Raw genomic sequence first — 13228 nt, 5'->3', positions numbered from 1 at the left:
ACGGCACCAGTTTCGGGCCCCGACGAGGAACTGACGCACCAGCAGTAGAAGTCACACACCAACTAACGATCAACTACTGGCGCAGGACACTAGGCGTCTGCCGGGTTCTGTTTCTTGGCGGGTGCGGGTCCGTCGTGGCTGGTCGCGCAGTTCCCCGCGCCCCTGACGGGCGCGTTCTCGTGGGCCAGGGGTACTTGGGGGCCGTTCGACTCGCGCAGCCATCGCCTCAGTACCTGGTGGATCTGTTCGGCGCCCACCAGGTGCTCGTTGTCCTCCACCGGGTCGGACAGAACCAGTGGGGACATGAGGAAGGGGCGGGACTGGCAGCCGCCGAGGCCGCCGTGGGAGCCGATCTGCTCCTCGAAGGCGAGGACTTCGCCGTCGGCGGGGTCGTACCAGGAGTTGACCATGATGTCGGCGGTGTGCGGGAAGCCGTGGGTGCGGCGTACGGCGTCGGCGGCGCCCGGGCCGAAGTCGGCCAGGGGGCCGGGGTGTTCGTCGCTCAGCTCGTCGACCGGGACCTCCGCGCCGTGCGCGCCGAGGACCACACCGCCGTGCTCCTCGCTGCGGACCAGGACGAAGCCGATGCCGGGGTGGTTGGCGAGGGTGGAGAGCAGGGCCGGGTGGCGGGCGTCGATCTCCTCGCGGCTCATCCGGTGGGGGACGTCCGGGAAGGAGACGAGGCCGAGGTTGCCGGAGGCGAGGACGACCGGCTCGGAGCGGCGCGTCGGCCGGGATTCCTCCGCACGCTCCTCGACCGGGATGCGCAGCGCGGCCCGGACCGCCGTCCGTGCCTCGGCGCCGCTGTGGGTGCGCCGGGCCCGGCGCGGTACGGGCAGGCCGCAGCCGGCGCGGACCAGGTTGCCCAGGGTCAGGCCGTAGCGACCGAGGAAGGTCTCGCCGGGGCTCTGGCCGTGGTCGGAGAGGAGGACGATCCGGTAGGCGCGCGGGGCGTGTTCGGCGACCTGGGCGATCAACGCGAGGGAACGGTCGAGTCGTTCGAGGACCTTCGCGGCGTCCCGGCTGTGCGGGCCGGAGTGGTGGGCGACCTCGTCGTACGCCACCAGGTCGGCGTAGATCGCCGCGCGGCCCGCGAACATGTCCCCGATCACCGCGGAGACGACGACATCACGCTCCACGACGGTCGCGAAGGCCCGGATGAACGGGTAGAGGCCGCCGCGCTTGACGCGGGGGCGCTGCTCGGCGAACCGGGCGCGGGTGGACTGGCCGATCTCCCGCAGGACGTCGGCGACGAAGGACATGGCGGTACGGACGGCGTTGGCCGGGTCGGAGAAGTAGGCGAAGTACCCGGCGCGGGAGCGGTTCCGCCTCCCCCGGCGGGCCGCGATCGACAGCACGAGCGCGAGCTGCTCGGCGCCGCCGCTGAAGAGGTTGCCCCGGCTGGCGCCGTCGACGGTGAGCAGTCCGCCGTCGCCGGTGCGGTCGATGGCCCGGCGCTGGAGTTCGGCGGCGCCGGAGGGCCGGTTGCAGACCATCACCTCCCGGGTGTCCTTCTCGTACCAGCGGAACGCCGGTACGTCGTGGTTGGTGCCGTGCAGGATGCCGAGCTGGCTGGCGCCGGTCTGGCTGGACCAGTCGGTGCGCCAGGGGGTGAGCCGGTGGGTGGACCGGGGGCGCGTGATGCCGTCCGTCGGCCGGCCGAGCCAGCCGGCCACGGTCGGCATGAGGCCCTTCTCCACCGCCGCCTCCAGCACGTCGTGGCCGACGCCGTCGAGCTGCAGGAAGAGGGTGCCGGGTCCGGCGGGCCCCGGCCGGCCCTCGGCGTGCCTGCGGCGGCGGTCGGCCAGCCGGTACAGACGGCGGCGGTACGCGTCGTCGTCCCGCACGGCGAGGGCGCCACCGGTCGCGGAGGCCACGGCGGACATCACCGCGGCGACCACCACGGCGGTCTCGGGCGCCGCCGCGCCCTGGCCGGAGGGGTTGAGGCGCAGGGCGAGGAGCAGCAGGGAGCCGTTGAGGAAGAAGACGAGCAGGCCGAGGACGAGCGCCGGCACCAGCAGCAGGGCCCGCACCAGCAGCGGCCACACGAGGGAGGAGAGCAGACCGAAGGCGCCGGCGCCGAAGGCCGCGGTCACCGCGATCTGGGTGGCGCTCTCACCGGTCTCGGACTGCAGTCTGAAGTCGGGCAGGGCGCCCGCGAGCACCAGCATCGTCAGGGTGGACACCGCCCATACGGTGAGCATCCGCCCGACACCGCTCAGTACCCTTCGCCAACGACCACCGCCCACGACCGGCCATCCTCACGTCCTGTTCGTGGGCCCAGACTGTCATACGGGGTGGGGGCGCCGGGGTGGCGTTTCGGGGTGGCACGGGGGTAGGGCGGGGCGCGGTCCGGGGAGAGCTCGGGGCTTTCCGTGTGTTGCGGGGTGCGGGTTGTGTGTGGCTGGTCGCGCAGTTCCCCGCGCCCCTGACGGGGCGCCCTCGTCCGCCCCTCAGCGGCCGTCGTAGCCCGCTGTCGGCATCGACAGGCGGCGGTGGACGTGGGCCTTCATCTGGGCGTCGTAGGCGGGTTCGGCGCGGCCGACGGTCTCGACGCGGATGCCGCGTCTGGCGCACTCGGCGGTGAAGTCGTCGACGGAGGCGAGGGCGCGTTCGAGGACGCGCCGGCTGGGGGCGACGAAGAGGTCGACGAGGCCGGCGTCGACATCGGCCCACAGGGCGCAGTGGTCGGGGCGCAGACCGCGTACGAGCAGCTCGCGCGTCACCACGTAGCCGCGCTCGGCGGCCCAGCGGGCGCACATCGCGTACTGGCTGCGGGAGTCGACCAGGAAGGGGTCGGCCTCCAGTTCCTCCAGCGGTGTCAGGCTCGCTATGGCCGCGACCCGCACGACGGTGCCCCGCGGGGCCGCCCCACCTCGGCCGCGAGCCGCGTCCGGGCACGCCGTACCGTAGCCGCCACCCATGTCTCCCTTGTCTCCCACGGTGTCCCCCTCAGACCCAGGCCGCAGACCCTACTCCAGCCCGTAGGCTCGGGGGAGTAGCGCGAAGGAGGCGAACGGAGTGCCGGTGGAGATCACCTGGTGGGGTCATGCGACCTGCACCGTGGAGGACTCGGGTACGAGGGTGCTGACCGACCCCCTGTTCGCGCGCCGGCTCGCACATCTGAGAAGGCGCCGGGGTGCGCCTCCCCCGCCGGAGGCGGCGGTCGCGGACCTCGCGCTGGTGTCGCATCTGCACGCCGACCATCTGCACGTCCCGTCGCTGGCCCGGCTCGCCCCGGGGACGCGGCTGGTGGTGCCACAGGGCGCGTCGCGCCAGGTGCCGGGGCTGCGCAGGCTGGCGCATCTACGGGTCTCCGAGGTGGTGGCCGGGGAGGAACTCAGGGTCGGTGACCTGGTCGTTCGTGCCGTGCCCGCCCGGCACGACGGGCGGCGGCTGCCGGTCGGGCCGCATCGTTCGCCCGCACTCGGCTTCGTCGTCGAGGGCGAGGCGCGGACGTACTTCGCCGGGGACACCGGGCTGTTCCAGGAGATGGCCAAGGAGGTCGGGCCCATCGACGTGGCGCTGCTGCCGGTCGGCGGCTGGGGACCGTACCTCGGCGAGGGTCATCTGGACGCGGGGCGCGCGGCTGAGGCGCTTGCGCTGCTCGCGCCCCGGAGCGCGGTTCCGGTGCACTACGGCACGTACTGGCCGATCGGGATGGACGCCGTGCGCCCCCATGAATTCCACGCCCCCGGAGAGGAGTTCGTACGCCTCGCCGCCGCACGCGCCCCCGAGGTGGCCGTGCACCGGCTGGCCCACGGCGAGAGCGTACGACCGGGGGCTGCCCGGTGAACTTCCTCGCCGCCGTGAGCAGTCCCCTGCCGCACCAGTCCACCCAGCAGGCGATCGGCTATCCGACGCTGTTCCTGCTGGTGCTGGTCGGGGCGCTGGTGCCGGTGGTGCCGACCGGGGCGCTGGTCAGTTCGGCGGCCGTGGTGGCGTTCCACCAGGCGGCGCCGCTCGCACTGCTGCTGGTGTTCGTGGTGGCGTCGGTCGCCGCGTTCCTCGGGGACATCGCGCTGTACTGGCTGGGGCGGCGCGGGATGGGCTCCAAGAACGGCTCGCGCTGGCTGGAGGCGATCCGCCGCCGGGCACCGGAGGACCGGCTGACGCAGGCGCAGGCGAAGCTCGACGACCACGGGGTGGCTGTACTGGTGCTGTCCCGGCTGATGCCGGCCGGGCGTATTCCGGTGATGCTGGCCTGTCTGATGGCGAAGATGCCGTTGCGGCGGTTCGCGCGGGGGAATCTGCCGGCGTGTCTCGCGTGGGCCGTGACGTATCAGTTGATCGGGATTCTGGGTGGGTCGTTGTTCGCGGAGCCGTGGGAAGGGGTGTTGGCGGCGGTCGTGTTGACGTTGCTGATCAGTGTGGTGCCCAGTGTGTGGCGGCGCGTTGTCCGGTAAGAGCTCGGGGCGTTGGGTGTGTTGCGGGGTGCGGGTGCGTGGGGGTTGGTCGCGCAGTTCCCCGCGCCCCTGAGAAGCACGGGCTGCGCCCTGTGCTTCTCAGGGGCGCGGGTCAGTCCAGGACCCGGGAGCCGCCCACCGGCAGGTCCCAGAGGTTTTCGCGTGGCAGGCCCGCCGCGTTCCATGCGGCCCTCACCCTCGTCAGGGGTTCCAGGACCGGTTCCGTCGACAGGACGAACGTGGCCCAGTGCATGGGGGCCATGCGGTGGGCGCCCAGGTCCTGGAAGGCGCGGACCGCTTCCTCCGGGTCGCAGTGGACGTCGCTGAGCCACCAGCGGGGGTCGTAGGCGCCGATCGGGAGGAGGGCGAGGTCGATGCCGGGGTAGCGGCGGCCGATGAGGGAGAACCAGTGGCCGTAGCCGGTGTCGCCGGCGAAGTACACGCGCTTGCCGTCCGGTGCCGTGAGGACCCAGCCGCCCCACAGGGAGCGGCAGGTGTCGGTGAGGGTGCGCTTGGACCAGTGGTGGGCCGGTACGAAGTCGAAGCGGACGCCGTCGAGTTCGGCCGCCTCCCACCAGTCCAGCTCGGTGACCCGGCCGAACCCGCGCCGCCGGAACCAGCGGCCGAGTCCCGCGGGCACGAACACCGGGGTGTCGCGCGGGAGTCTCGCCAGGGTGGGGGCGTCCAGGTGGTCGTAGTGGTTGTGGCTGATGACGACCGCGTCCACGCGGGGCAACTGGTCCCAGCCGAGGCCGACGGGGGTGATCCGGGCCGGGGTGCCGAGGATCCGGCGGGACCAGACCGGGTCGGTGAGGACGGTGAGCCCGCCGATCCGCACCACCCAACTCGCGTGCCCCGCCCAGGAGACGGCGACGGTCCGCGCGTCCACCCGGGGCAACGGGCCGGGCTCGTACGGCAGTCGGGGGATGTCGACGAGTCCGTCGGCCCCCGGCCTGACCGAACCCTCGCGGGCGAACCGGGCGAAGGCCTTCAGGCCGGGCAGGGGGGTGGTCAGCCGGTCGGCGAAGGAACGCGGCCAGCGGCGCCGCTCCCCGAGCGGGCGGGGTTCGGCGAGCGGCGGGGGTGCGAGGGGGCGAGCGAAGGCGGACGTGGCCGTCGTGGACGTGGTCGTCGTGGAAGCGGCCGGTGAGGTGGTCGTCGTTGAGGTTGGGGTGGTCGACTCGGACTGCTGCGTCATCGAGGAGGCTCCCGTCGCCGAGCGTCGTCGCGAAGAATCGTCGTCGCTGAAGGTCGCTATGGGTCGCTGAAGGTCGCTATGAGTCGCTGGAGTTCGTCGTCGTCATGGGTTGTCGGGAACGGGCTCTCACCGTCGGTCGAAGCGCGTCGGCCCCGGGAACCCTCGTCATCGAAGATCCTCGAAAGCCGCTCCGAAGACTGTCAACGCGCGTTCCACATGCGGTAGTTCCAGCGGGTCCGGCGCGTCGAGGACCTGGGCGCGCTCGGCGTCGGTGCCGCCGAGGAACCCGGCGGTGGACAGCCGGACGCGCAGTTCCCCGAGGTCGTCCCCGAACCGGTGGCCGCCGGGCGCGGGCATCCCCAGCCGGGCGCCGAGGAAGTCCTCCGCCTCCTGGGCGTCGCCGACACCGTGCGCGGCGAGGGACGGGCGCAGCGGGGCGAGGTCGGCGTAGAGATGGCGTCCGGCGCGCGGGGGCAGGGCGAGCGCCCCGGCGTCCACCACGGCCCGGTGCGCGGCGGCGGCGAGCCGCGCGTGCACACGTACGGCGGTGGCGAGCCGTTCGGTGACGGGGGCGGGCTCGCCGAGGGCGTACGCGGCGGCCGCGGCGACCGGGGTGGCGACCCGGGCGCCCAGCGCGGTGAGCACGTCGAGGACCCGGTCGCGCAGCCCCGTGCCGTCCCCGTCGGCCGGGAAGCGGGCGACGGCGGCCGGCCAGCCCGGCGGCAGGAAGGCGCCGGCGAGGTCGGTGACGACAGTGACCCGGTCGGGCAGCATCTCGGCGGGGCTGAGCAGCACGGTGTCGTGCGGGTCGTGCACGGTGTCGCGCCAGGTCTCGTCGCTGACCAGGTGCAGCCCCTCCCCCAGGGCCGCCTCCATGGCCTCGTGCACCAGCTCGGGCGGGGCCACGGTGGCGGTCGGGTCGTCGGCGACGCACAGCACGAGCAGCCGGGGGTCACCGCCCTCGGCCCGGATCCTGCGCACGGTCTCCAGGAGCGCGTACGGATCCGGCACGCCCCCGCACTCGGCGGGCGTGGGCACATGGAACACGGATCTGCCCAGCGCCCGCGCCTGGGGCTCCCACCAGGCGGCACACGGCCGTGGCAGCAGGACGTCACCGCCGATCGCGGCGGTCAGCGCGAGGAGCAGGGCGGGGGCGCCGGGGGCGGCGACGGCCCTGTCGCGTGTGGTGGCCAGTCCGCGCCGGTCCCAGTAGCCGCAGGCGGCGTCCAGGAGGGCGGGATCACCACCGGGCGGTACGGGGTGGGAGTCGCCCGCGGCGGCGGAGAGCACGGAGACCAGTTCGGGCAGCACGGGCAGGCCCTGGGCGGGGAGGGACGGGCCGTAGCGGACCGGACCATGCCCTTCCGGATCCGTCCGCCGCATAGGTGCCTCCGCGCAGTCGTGGTGCGTAGCAAGGGGGTACGGCGTCACGCCCCGGTAGGCGTCGTCCGCACCCTCGGCCTGTCAGTACCCAGGCTCACGCGCCCCATGGGCCCCCGTACGGGTTGCGCCGGTCACAGCGGCCAGGTGTGCGAGGGGAGTTGGCGGCTCCGGCGTGTCTCGGCGGCATGTCACGGCGTCCACCGGTCCCGGCGGCGCAGTCGGTGGACGGCGGCGCCGAGCGCTCCCGCGATGAGGAGGCCGCCCGCGACCATGGCCGGCACGGAGTCGGTGAAGGCACCGCCGCCGCCCGCGTGGACACCGCGCTGGACCGGGGCGGTGGGATGGCTGGGGTGGTGGGAGGGCTGGTGTGTGGGCTGGTGGGGCGGTTGGTGCGTCGGCTGGTGGGAGGGGTGGTGGGTGGGCTGGTACTGGTTGCCACTGCTGCCGCCGAGGGCGACGTCGAAGGCGGCGCTCCACTGTTTGCCCTCGCCGCCGGGGGCCGCCGGGCACAGGCCGTCGACGCCCCACTCGGTGGCGGAGTTAGCGGCGGCGGCGCCGGTCTCGAAGTCCGCGGCGGGCGCGATCTTGGCGGTGCCCTGGTAGGAGGGGCCGGCGGCGGAGTCGTCGTTGCCGGGGAGGCGCTGCAGTGTGACGGTGCCCTGTTCGAAGGCCTGGGAGCTGGCGTCGATGGTCTCGGGGGCGGGGCCGTCGGTCGGGTCGCAGGAGACGGAGAACGTGAGTGTGCCGCCCGGTTCGACGGAGTGCGGGTTCACCTCGGCCGCGGGGTCCGCGTGGGCGGGCGGGGCGGCGGCGCCCAGGACGGCACCGATCAGGGCGGTGGCGGACAGGACACGGGCGCTGCGGCGCATGGACGGACGCGTGGGCGGGGGCATGGGCGGGGCTCCTTCGGCCGGCTCCGGCGGGCGGGGCACGACCGCCGTGCCCCGCGTCCATCAGAGCGCCGAGCGGGTCCGGGCGCGCGCGGCGGGCACCATTCGCGGGACACGGGGCCGCCAGGTGGGTGACGGTGCGTTTCGGACTGACGGTGCGTCGTGGCTTGTCGCGCAGTTCCCCGCGCCCCCAAAAAATGCGGGCTGCTCCAGGACTCAGTCAGTTGGAAAGTGAGGCCAGTTCCCGTTCCAAGCCCCTGCCCCTCTTCTCCACCACCGCCGATGCCACGTCCGACAGTTTGCGGTTGGTGGTCTGGGAGATGCGGCGCAGGACGGTGAACGCGGTGTCGGCGTCACAGCCGAGGACGTGCATGATCATGCCGCAGGCCTGGTCGACGACGGGGCGGGAGCGCAGGGCGGCGCCTAGCTGGTCGAGTTCGGTGAGGGCGGCCCGGTAGGAGCGGTCGCGGACGATGCAGGTCGCGGCGAGGTCGCCGAGGGCATGGGCGGGCCCGTGCGGAGCGTCCTCCAGGGTGTGGGGGCGGAAGCTGTAGAGGCTGAGGGTCACGGTGAGGCCGGCGCGCCGGAACGGGAGCGTGACGCTGGACCGTACGCCCGCGTCGAGGGCCACCGCCCGGTACTCCGGCCAGCGCTCCTCCCGCAGCAGATCGGCGGAGTCGACGGGCTCACCGCGCTCCAGCGCGGCCGGGATCGGTCCGTCGCCCGAGCGCAGCTGGACCGCGACGAGTCCGGCGAGGTCGGGATGGGTGACCGCGGCGGGCCGCTCGGTGCCGTGGTCGGACACCATGCCGCTGGCGCCGCAGCAGTCGCTGGTGCAACGGGCGGCCTGTTCGACGAGTGCGGAGAGCCTTCTGCCCGGATGTGCGGATTCCGCCGACTCCCGGCCCACCCGGCCGAGTTGTTCGCTGTCCGGCATGATGCGCGCCTCCTCTCCCGGTCGCCTTCCCGTTCACCTGCGCGGAAAACGAGTCGTCCGCTTTCGGTCCGCCGCCTCCTTCGGCGCCTCCCAGGCGTTACGTTCGTGGCATGACGCAGAGCGACGAACTGGGTGAGGAGCTCGCGGATTTCGTCCGCCGTGTCGCGGAGCTCAAGGCGGCCCGCTCGGTGCCGACGGGGGATCTCCCGACGGTCCTGGACGCGGCGATCTTCGAACTCGACCATGTGGCCGACCAGTTGTGGCCCTGGTACGAGCGGCTCACCACGTCGGGGCCTGCCGGGGGTGCCCCGTCCACCGCGCGGGAGCCGCAGTTGCTGAAGGCCGTCTTCCAAAGTCTGCCGCTGCCCGTGCTGTTGGTGGACCGCGAGACGGCGGTGCGTCGGCTCAACCAGGCCGCGACCGCGTTCACCGGCGTGCGGTCCGGCTATGCGACGGGCCGTCCGCTGAGCGGGTTCCTCGTCCACGCGGACCGGGGTGCGTTCCGCTCCCAGGCGGCGGCCGTGGCCCGCGGCGAGGGCGACCGCAGCCTCAATGTCCACCTCCAGCAGCACCCCTCGCTACCGGTGCGCGCCACGCTCACCGCGCTGCGTACCGGCGCCGAGCCGCGCAACACCGTCCTGGTGACCCTGCAACCCGCCGGGCACCCGATGCCTGCCGCCGAACCCCTCCGCCCCCTGCCCGACCTCACCGAGACCACCCGTCACGCGGCCCTCATGGACCTCGTCGACGCCATGACCACGGCTCTGCTCACCGCTCCCGCCGGCCGGGCCCTCGACCGGGCGGCGCACGTCCTGCACGGCCGCTTCGCCGACTGGGTGGTCGCCGACACGACGGCCCACGGCCTCACGCGTACGACGGTCCTGGCCCCGTCCGAGGGTGAGGCGAAACTCCTGGCGGCCCAGGACCCCGCCGCCTGCCCCCTCGTCGTCACCGCCGCCCGGAGCGGCGCCCCCGCCCTCCAGATCCGCCCCGCCGACCCCGCAGCCTTCGGCCACGACCCCTCCGGCGCCCCCGTCCTCGTAAAAGCGAACGTCACATCCCTGCTGACCGTCCCCCTGACACCCCCGGCCACCCCCACCGCAGCCGTCCTGACCCTCTTCCGCACAGGCCCCCGCCCGGCCTTCTCCCTCGCAGAGGCAAAGGCGATGGACACGATGTCCCGCCACATCGCCCTGGCAATGCGAAGCCACACCTAGGGGCGCGGGGAACTGCGCGACCAGCCCCGACGAACCCGCACCCGACAACGAACCAACCACCCCAACGGCGGCCCCGGCTCACCCAGCGGAGCTACACCGCGTCCTTCAGCACCTGATCACGCACCCGGTCACAGCACCGACTGATCAACCGCGACACATGCATCTGCGAGATCCCCAACTGCTCGGCGATCCGGCTCTGCGTCATGTCCCCGAAGAACCGCATGTAGAGAATCGCCCGCTCCCGCTCCGGCAGCGCGGCCAGCCGAGGCTTCACGGCCTCCCTGTCCACCACGGTGTCCAGCGCCGGGTCGGGGGACCCCAGCGCGTCGCTCAGCGAGTACCCGTCCTCGCTCCCGGGCAGTTCCGCGTCCAGCGACAGCGCCGTGAAGCTCTCCAGGGCCTCCAGGCCGACCTGGACGTCCTCCTCGCTCATGTTCGCGTGGGCCGCGATCTCGGCGACGGTGGGCCGCCGCCCGGAGATCGTCTGGGACAGGTCCTGGCTGGCGAACCGTACGCGATTGCGCAGGTCCTGGACCCGGCGCGGCACATGCAGGGTCCACATGTGATCCCGGAAGTGCCGCTTGATCTCACCGGTGACGGTGGGCACGGCGTAGCTCTCGAAGGCGTTGCCCAGTTCTGGGTCGTAGCGGTCGACGGCCTTGACCAGGCCGAGGGAGGCGACCTGGCGGAGGTCGTCGTAGCTCTCGCCCCGGTTGCGGAACCGTCCCGCGAGCCGTTCGGCCATGGGGAGCCACGCTTCGATGATCTGCTCACGCAGCGTGTCCCGCTGCTGGCCGGGCGGAAGCGCGGCGAGCCTGCGGAAGGCCTCCGCGGTGTCGGGGGCGTCGTCGTGCGGGTGGTGCTTCGCCTGAGTACGCATGGTGCGTCGCAACTCCCTGGATGGTGCTCTGGGATGGACGGTCACCGTGGGGGCGCGGATGTGCACAGGGGACAGCACACCCGTGAGAAAAACGCCTCTTCCACGGACGTGCCTCCTGTCCGAAGCACTGTTATGCGCCTGCCCCGGATCATGCACGGCAAACACATTCGGGGTTTCTCGTTCCGCCCGCGGGTGACTCGCTCGGGAGACCACACCCCGGGAGGTCCAGTATGAGCACCACCGTCGCGGATCACATCTTGCGGAGGCTTCGCGCATGGGAAGTCGAACAAGTGTTCGGCTACCCGGGCGACGGCATCAACGGGCTGCTCGCGGCCTGGGGCCGGGCCGAGGACCAACCACGGTTCATCCAGTCCCGGCACGAGGAGATGTCCGCGTTCCAGGCGGTCGGCTACGCGAAGTTCTCCGGCCGGCTCGGTGTGTGCGCGGCGACCTCGGGTCCCGGCGCGATCCACCTGCTCAACGGCCTGTACGACGCCAAGCTGGACCATGTGCCGGTGCTCGCGATCGTCGGCCAGACGCACCGCAGCGCGATGGGCGGCTCGTACCAGCAGGAGGTGGACCTGCACACCCTGTTCAAGGACGTGGCCTCGGACTTCGTCGAGACGGTGACCGTGCCCGAGCAGCTGCCGAACGTCCTCGACCGGGCGATCCGCACCGCGTACGCCCGCCGGGCGCCGACGGCCGTGATCATCCCCGGTGACGTGCAGGAGTTGGAGTACTCGGCGCCGACCCACGAGTTCAAGATGGTCCCCTCCAGCCTCGACCGCGGTGACTGGACGACGGTGCCCTCCACCGAGTCGGTCGAGCGGGCCGCCGAGATCCTCAACGCCGGGGACAAGGTCGCGATCCTCATCGGACAGGGCGCCGCCGGGGCCCGCACCGAGGTCGCGCGGATCGCCGAACTCCTCGGCGCGGGCGTCGCCAAGGCGCTCCTCGGCAAGGACGCGCTCAGCGACGAACTGCCGTTCGTCACCGGCCCGATCGGCCTGCTGGGCACCCGCCCCTCCTACGAGCTGATGCGCGACTGCGACACGCTGCTGACCATCGGCTCGTCCTTCCCGTACTCGCAGTTCCTGCCGGACTTCGGCAAGGCGCGGGCCGTGCAGATCGACATCGACCCGCACATGGTCGGGATGCGCTACCCGTACGAGGTGAACCTGATCGGGGACGCGAAGGCGACGCTGGAGCGGCTGATCCCGCTGATCGATCCGGAGCGGGGCCGGGAGTGGTTCGACGAGGTGTGCGCGGGCGTGGCGCGCTGGCGCGAGGTGACGGCACGCCGGGCGGAGCTGTCGGCCGACCCCATCAACCCGGAGCTGGTGGCCCACACGCTCGACGCGCTGCTGCCGGACGACGCGATCATCTGCTCCGACTCCGGCTCGGCGGCGAACTGGTACGCCCGGCACATCACCATGCGGGAGGGCATGCGCGGGTCGCTGTCGGGGACGCTGGCGACGATGGGCTGCGGGGTGCCGTACGCGATCGGCGCGAAGTTCGCGCACCCGGACCGTCCGGCGATCGCCCTGGTCGGGGACGGGGCGATGCAGATGAACGGCATGGCGGAACTGATCACGGCGGCCAAGTACCAGGACCGCTGGGAGGATCCGCGGCTGGTGGTGGCCGTCTGGAACAACCACGACCTCAACCAGGTGACGTGGGAGCTGCGGGCGATGGGCGGGGAGCCGTCCTTCCTGCCCTCGCAGGAGCTGCCGGACGTCCAGTACGCCGCCTTCGCGCGCTCCCTGGGCCTGACCGGCATCCGGGTGGAGAAGCCCGAGGACGTCGAGGCGGGCTGGCGCGCGGCGCTGGCGGCCGACGGTCCGGCGGTCGTGGAGTTCCTCACCGACCCGGCCGTACCGCCGATCCCGCCGCACGCCACCTGGGAGCAGATGGAGGCCACAGCCGCCTCGATCCTCAAGGGCGACGCCGACCGGGCGTCCGTGGTCAAGCAGGGCTTCAAGGCGAAGATGCAGGAGTTCCTGCCGGGCAACCGGGAGAAGGGCAAGGGCGGTGTGGAACGGCGCTGAAGAGTTCAGTTGCGCACGAAACAGTTCAGTGGTCAGTTCTGTAGCGCGGTGAATCACGCCGGGCACGCAGCGGCCATCGGCGCACCGTGAGGGCAGGAGCAGCACCGGCCTTTTCGGCGGCCGGGTCCCCTCCCGTTACGGTGACGGGGCCACGATGAGGGCTCACCGCTGTGCCTGAGCTCAAGGCGGATGGAGGCATTGGCCGGGGACGTCTGTCTGGTCCGTCGGGCGTGAGCAGCAGGACTTGGTCGATGAGACGCCGGGACCGC

11 protein-coding genes are annotated in these 13228 nt (G+C 72.8%); 4 read left to right on the top strand and 7 right to left on the bottom strand.

Annotated elements, in window-relative coordinates; genetic code table 11:
• Nucleotides 1–89: 89 nt before the first annotated feature.
• Together ABT147_RS43105 and ABT147_RS43100 are read right to left on the bottom strand one after the other, a co-directional pair.
• A complete protein-coding gene (locus ABT147_RS43105) occupies nucleotides 90–2204 on the bottom strand; it encodes a phage holin family protein (protein WP_351417093.1) in 2115 nt (704 codons plus the stop codon).
• A 249-nt stretch (nucleotides 2205–2453) separates the two neighbouring features.
• Entirely contained in the window at nucleotides 2454–2942 is a 489-nt protein-coding gene (locus ABT147_RS43100) for a hypothetical protein (RefSeq protein ID WP_351417091.1), read from the bottom strand.
• A 79-nt stretch (nucleotides 2943–3021) separates the two neighbouring features.
• Here ABT147_RS43100 and ABT147_RS43095 point away from each other — a divergent pair, with 79 nt between their 5' ends.
• Both ABT147_RS43095 and ABT147_RS43090 read left to right on the top strand, forming a co-directional pair.
• Nucleotides 3022–3795 (top strand): MBL fold metallo-hydrolase, encoded by a 774-nt coding sequence (locus ABT147_RS43095; protein ID WP_351417089.1) that lies wholly within the window; start codon nucleotides 3022–3024, stop codon nucleotides 3793–3795.
• The gene (locus ABT147_RS43090) at nucleotides 3792–4406 is read left to right on the top strand and encodes a DedA family protein (protein WP_351417087.1); all 615 of its coding nucleotides are present in this window, start codon (nucleotides 3792–3794) and stop codon (nucleotides 4404–4406) included. Before ABT147_RS43095 ends, ABT147_RS43090 begins: the two co-directional genes overlap by 4 nt.
• A 112-nt stretch (nucleotides 4407–4518) precedes the next feature.
• Here ABT147_RS43090 and ABT147_RS43085 read toward each other — a convergent pair whose 3' ends face one another.
• From ABT147_RS43085 to ABT147_RS43070, 4 genes are all read right to left on the bottom strand, one after another.
• The gene (locus ABT147_RS43085) at nucleotides 4519–5604 is read right to left on the bottom strand and encodes an MBL fold metallo-hydrolase (RefSeq protein ID WP_351417085.1); all 1086 of its coding nucleotides are present in this window, start codon (nucleotides 5602–5604) and stop codon (nucleotides 4519–4521) included.
• Nucleotides 5605–5769: 165 nt separating this feature from the next.
• Nucleotides 5770–6987: an aminotransferase class I/II-fold pyridoxal phosphate-dependent enzyme gene (locus ABT147_RS43080; RefSeq protein WP_351417083.1), complete on the bottom strand. Its 1218-nt coding sequence runs from the start codon at nucleotides 6985–6987 to the stop codon at nucleotides 5770–5772.
• 188 nt (nucleotides 6988–7175) lie between these two features.
• Entirely contained in the window at nucleotides 7176–7856 is a 681-nt protein-coding gene (locus ABT147_RS43075; protein WP_351417099.1) for a hypothetical protein, read from the bottom strand.
• Nucleotides 7857–8097: 241 nt separating this feature from the next.
• The gene (locus ABT147_RS43070) at nucleotides 8098–8814 is read right to left on the bottom strand and encodes an ANTAR domain-containing response regulator (RefSeq protein ID WP_351417081.1); all 717 of its coding nucleotides are present in this window, start codon (nucleotides 8812–8814) and stop codon (nucleotides 8098–8100) included.
• Between the two features lie 110 nt (nucleotides 8815–8924).
• Between ABT147_RS43070 and ABT147_RS43065 the strand changes: the two genes are divergently transcribed.
• Nucleotides 8925–10031, top strand: a complete 1107-nt coding sequence (locus ABT147_RS43065; protein WP_351417079.1) for a PAS domain-containing protein — start codon at nucleotides 8925–8927, stop codon at nucleotides 10029–10031.
• Between the two features lie 91 nt (nucleotides 10032–10122).
• Here the strand turns inward: ABT147_RS43065 and ABT147_RS43060 are convergent, their stop codons facing one another.
• Entirely contained in the window at nucleotides 10123–10911 is a 789-nt protein-coding gene (locus ABT147_RS43060) for an RNA polymerase sigma factor SigF (RefSeq protein ID WP_351417077.1), read from the bottom strand.
• A gap of 230 nt (nucleotides 10912–11141) precedes the next feature.
• Here ABT147_RS43060 and ABT147_RS43055 point away from each other — a divergent pair, with 230 nt between their 5' ends.
• The gene (locus tag ABT147_RS43055; protein WP_351417075.1) at nucleotides 11142–12959 is read left to right on the top strand and encodes a thiamine pyrophosphate-requiring protein; all 1818 of its coding nucleotides are present in this window, start codon (nucleotides 11142–11144) and stop codon (nucleotides 12957–12959) included.
• Nucleotides 12960–13228 lie beyond the last annotated feature (269 nt).

It is taken from the genome of Streptomyces sp. NPDC001868 (assembly GCF_040297125.1).
Taxonomy (GTDB): domain Bacteria; phylum Actinomycetota; class Actinomycetes; order Streptomycetales; family Streptomycetaceae; genus Streptomyces.
Note: the sequence above shows the minus strand (reverse complement) of the source record. Positions and strands in the feature narration are given on the sequence as shown.

Bases quoted from the DNA above. Each gene is read 5' to 3' on its own strand.
- ABT147_RS43105 (WP_351417093.1), bottom strand. From the start codon at position 2,204: ATGCTCACCGTATGGGCGGTGTCCACCCTGACGATGCTGGTGCTCGCG.
- ABT147_RS43085 (WP_351417085.1), bottom strand. From the start codon at position 5,604: ATGACGCAGCAGTCCGAGTCGACCACCCCAACCTCAACGACGACCACC.
- ABT147_RS43080 (WP_351417083.1), bottom strand. From the start codon at position 6,987: ATGCGGCGGACGGATCCGGAAGGGCATGGTCCGGTCCGCTACGGCCCG.
- ABT147_RS43075 (WP_351417099.1), bottom strand. From the start codon at position 7,856: ATGCGCCGCAGCGCCCGTGTCCTGTCCGCCACCGCCCTGATCGGTGCC.
- ABT147_RS43070 (WP_351417081.1), bottom strand. From the start codon at position 8,814: ATGCCGGACAGCGAACAACTCGGCCGGGTGGGCCGGGAGTCGGCGGAA.
- ABT147_RS43065 (WP_351417079.1), top strand. From the start codon at position 8,925: ATGACGCAGAGCGACGAACTGGGTGAGGAGCTCGCGGATTTCGTCCGC.
- ABT147_RS43060 (WP_351417077.1), bottom strand. From the start codon at position 10,911: ATGCGTACTCAGGCGAAGCACCACCCGCACGACGACGCCCCCGACACC.
- ABT147_RS43055 (WP_351417075.1), top strand. From the start codon at position 11,142: ATGAGCACCACCGTCGCGGATCACATCTTGCGGAGGCTTCGCGCATGG.